Origin of the sequence: Acinetobacter sp. P1(2025), assembly GCF_051390655.1 — a bacterium.
Classification (GTDB): domain Bacteria; phylum Pseudomonadota; class Gammaproteobacteria; order Pseudomonadales; family Moraxellaceae; genus Acinetobacter; species Acinetobacter junii.
The window spans coordinates 1-3,312 of record NZ_JBPKBJ010000137.1 but is presented as its reverse complement, the minus strand read 5'-3'; the positions used below and the strand labels follow the sequence as shown (position 1 = coordinate 3,312).

Annotated in this window: 3 protein-coding genes and 1 pseudogene; all 4 read left to right on the top strand. The window is 35.6% G+C overall.

Going from position 1 to position 3,312, the window contains the following annotated elements; all coding sequences use genetic code 11:
• Nucleotides 1–114: 114 nt before the first annotated feature.
• Nucleotides 115–864: pseudogene (gene eutB / locus ACSC97_RS17940) on the top strand (ethanolamine ammonia-lyase subunit EutB); the annotation flags it as partial.
• 10 nt (nt 865–874) lie between these two features.
• On the top strand, nt 875–1,690 hold the full coding sequence (gene eutC / locus ACSC97_RS17935) for an ethanolamine ammonia-lyase subunit EutC (protein ID WP_436662298.1): 816 nt from the start codon (nt 875–877) through the stop codon (nt 1,688–1,690).
• A 29-nt stretch (nt 1,691–1,719) separates the two neighbouring features.
• Entirely contained in the window at nt 1,720–2,268 is a 549-nt protein-coding gene (locus ACSC97_RS17930) for a GNAT family N-acetyltransferase (protein ID WP_436662296.1), read from the top strand.
• Between the two features lie 66 nt (nt 2,269–2,334).
• On the top strand, nt 2,335–3,045 hold the full coding sequence (locus ACSC97_RS17925; protein WP_436662294.1) for a glutamine amidotransferase: 711 nt from the start codon (nt 2,335–2,337) through the stop codon (nt 3,043–3,045).
• Nucleotides 3,046–3,312: the final 267 nt, after the last annotated feature.

The following is a 3,312-nucleotide window of genomic DNA, read 5'->3' as shown; positions in this document are numbered from 1 at the left end:
GCTTGGTTATACGAGGACCAATTGGTTGTACGGTAAGTTTTAGGTGCAGGCTTCTTCATCTGGAAATTATATTGCTAAAGAAGCCCTCAAGAATAGCTTTGTGCAACAAAGCCCATTCAAGAATATAAAATCCCGACTCAATCCTGTGTACTTACACATATTAGCTCTGGCATCCAACTTGCTGAGAAAAATGTACCAATTGATCTAATGTTTCAATCAATTGCAGGAACACAAAAAGCAAATGAGGGTTTTGGAATATCACTTGATTTACTACAAGAAGGATACGAAGCAACGCTGGCATTGAAGCGTGGCACATTGGGTAACAATGTCATGTATTTTGAAACTGGACAAGGTAGTGCTTTGTCCAGTAATGCTCATCATGGAGTTGATCAACAAACTTTAGAAACTCGTGCCTATGCTATCGCACGTAAATTCAACCCCCTATTGGTTAATACCGTAGTGGGTTTTATAGGTCCAGAATATCTGTTTAATGGGAAACAAATCATTCGTGCTGGTTTAGAAGATCACTTTTGTGGAAAACTTCTAGGTTTACCGATGGGTTGTGATATTTGCTATACCAATCATGCCGATGCAGATCAAAATGATATGGATGTCTTACTCACTCTATTCGGTACAGCAGGTCTTAATTTCATTATGGGGATTCCTGGTTCAGATGACGTCATGCTCAACTATCAAACAACATCTTTTCATGACGCACTGTATCTAAGACAACTGCTGGGCTTAAAACCAGCACCGGAGTTTGCAGTGTGGTTAGAACAACAAGGAATTTTCAAGCAACAAAATGCACAAATCTGTTGGTCTGATCATATGCCCGATCAATTCTCACGATTATTGATGAACTAGGAGCATAATTATGAAACTTCAAGTTGATCATCAATTTCCCTCTCCTACACACCAAGATCAGTGGGAAAAGCTAAAACAATTTACCGATGCTCGCATTGCCTTAGGTCGTGTTGGTTGTAGTATTCCGACCAAAGCTTTCTTAGAATTCCAACTTGCTCATGCTCAAGCTCGGGATGCTGTCTATCAATCACTAGATGTAACTCACTTAACTGAGCAATTGAATAAACACAATTTGGAAGCAGTTCATGTACAAAGTAATGCACATGACAAAGAAACCTATTTGAAAAGACCAGATCTAGGTCGACAACTTTCCAACAGCTCACAACAATATCTACAACAGCAGTACAATCAAAACCAATTGAATTATGATCTGTGTATCGTTGTTGGTGATGGGCTATCAGCTCGAGCTATAGAAACTAATGTGATCCCATTTATTCTGAGTCTTACTCAAGAAATTACTGATCAATCTTGGCAGCTTGCACCTATTATCATTGCTACAGGCAGTCGGGTCGCTTTAGGAGATCAAGTAGCAGAAATTTTTCAAGCACATATGTTGGTGATGTTAATTGGAGAACGTCCAGGATTAAGTTCACCAGATAGCATGGGAATTTACTATACCTTAAATGCATCAAAAAGCTCTGTTGATGCGAACCGCAATTGTATTTCAAATATACGTCCTGATGGATTAAGTATTCAAATTGCGACCCAACGTCTTGTAAATCTGATGAAAAAATCAAAGCAACTTGGGTTTTCTGGTGTCAATCTAAAAGATGATCATCAAATAACTGAAATTGAACAATCCAGCCAAACCAAATTAATTTTCTAATTCATTTGCTAATCGAGATTATCCAATCAATGTCATTTCCAACACTGTCGAGTGAAAGACTTCTATTACGTGAAATTGTAATGGATGATGCACCTCAGCTGCTTGATATTTATAAAAATAAGGAAGCAATGCGTTGGTTCGGTACGGATCCAATCCAAACCCTATCTGAAGCGCAAAAATATGTCGAGATCTTCAGGGATTGGAGAAATCAACCAAATCCTGCTACGCGCTGGGGTATTCAAAGAAAAGATAATAATCAGTTGATCGGAACATGTGGTTTATTTAAATGTGAGCCCAACTGGAAAAAATGTAGGATCGGTTACGAACTACTTCCTGAGGTTTGGGCTAAAGGCTATATGTCTGAAGCTTTAACACTCATTATTCCTTGGGGATTTTCAAATATGCAGTTAAATCGAATTGAAGCATTTATTCATCCAAATAATATTGCATCTCTACGTTTAGTCGAAAAATTAAACTTTCAATATGAAGGTTGTCTTAGAGAAGGTGGTTATTGGTCACATCAGTTTCATGATTTGCTACAATACAGCTTACTGCGTTCCGATTGGTGTACCAGTTAATATCACAAGCTCAGCTTGTTGAATAAAAAATTCAATCAAAATTAATAAAAGAGTTTAATCAAATTTATGAATCTTCAAACTTCATTTCCAAAGACAATTTATGCAATTCAACATCTTGCGTTTGAAGACCTCGGCTCTCTTGAAGATGTATTCTATCAATTAGGTTTTAGAGTAAGGTATTTTGAGGCTGGTGTAGATGATCTAACTCAAGCACTAAACTATGAAGGATTAACGATTATCCTTGGTGGTCCAATTGGCGTATATGAATCAGAAGATTACCCATTTTTAATTCATGAAATCGAAGAACTAAAACAACGCTTAAAAGACAACAAACCTACTATAGGGATTTGTTTAGGCGCGCAATTGATTGCTTATGCTCTAGGTGCAAAAGTTTATGCTGGTCATACAAAAGAGATCGGTTGGGATAAATTAAAAATAAATCAGAAAGATAATAATCTTTTAAGTCCTCTTGAAAATATTCATGTTTTACACTGGCATGGAGATACTTTTGATTTGCCAGACGAAGCTACGCTACTCGCAAGCTCTGAACTTTACCCAAATCAAGCATTCCAAATTGGCAAGAATATTTTGGGATTACAATTTCATATCGAAATTAATAAAGATAATTTCGAACGATGGTTAATCGGTCATACTTGTGAAATAAGACAAACCGGCGTTTCGATTTCACAACTAAGAACAGATAATCAATTATATGCTGATAAGTTAGAACAAAGTTGCTCTATAGTTATTCAGCAATATTTATCTCAAATTTGCTAAATCATGATTACGTTGTTTATTGATTAGATATTAATTTTATCTAACAAATAAGAACTATTATTAATATTAACAATTTAATACACGTAATTATTTAATTCTCATGACAACGATTATTGAAAAATAATTGGTTAGAGTTACAATGATAATTGAAATGTATATTAGACTTCTTGCAAAAATCAAAAAACGATCAACGTTTTGTTTGTTTTTTATCCACATTAAAAAGTCATGTTCTACTATCATGAGTACATGAAATATGAAAAAGTAAAG

Bases quoted from the DNA above. Each gene is read 5' to 3' on its own strand.
- eutC (WP_436662298.1), top strand. From the start codon at position 875: ATGAAACTTCAAGTTGATCATCAATTTCCCTCTCCTACACACCAAGAT.
- ACSC97_RS17925 (WP_436662294.1), top strand. From the start codon at position 2,335: ATGAATCTTCAAACTTCATTTCCAAAGACAATTTATGCAATTCAACAT.
- ACSC97_RS17930 (WP_436662296.1), top strand. From the start codon at position 1,720: ATGTCATTTCCAACACTGTCGAGTGAAAGACTTCTATTACGTGAAATT.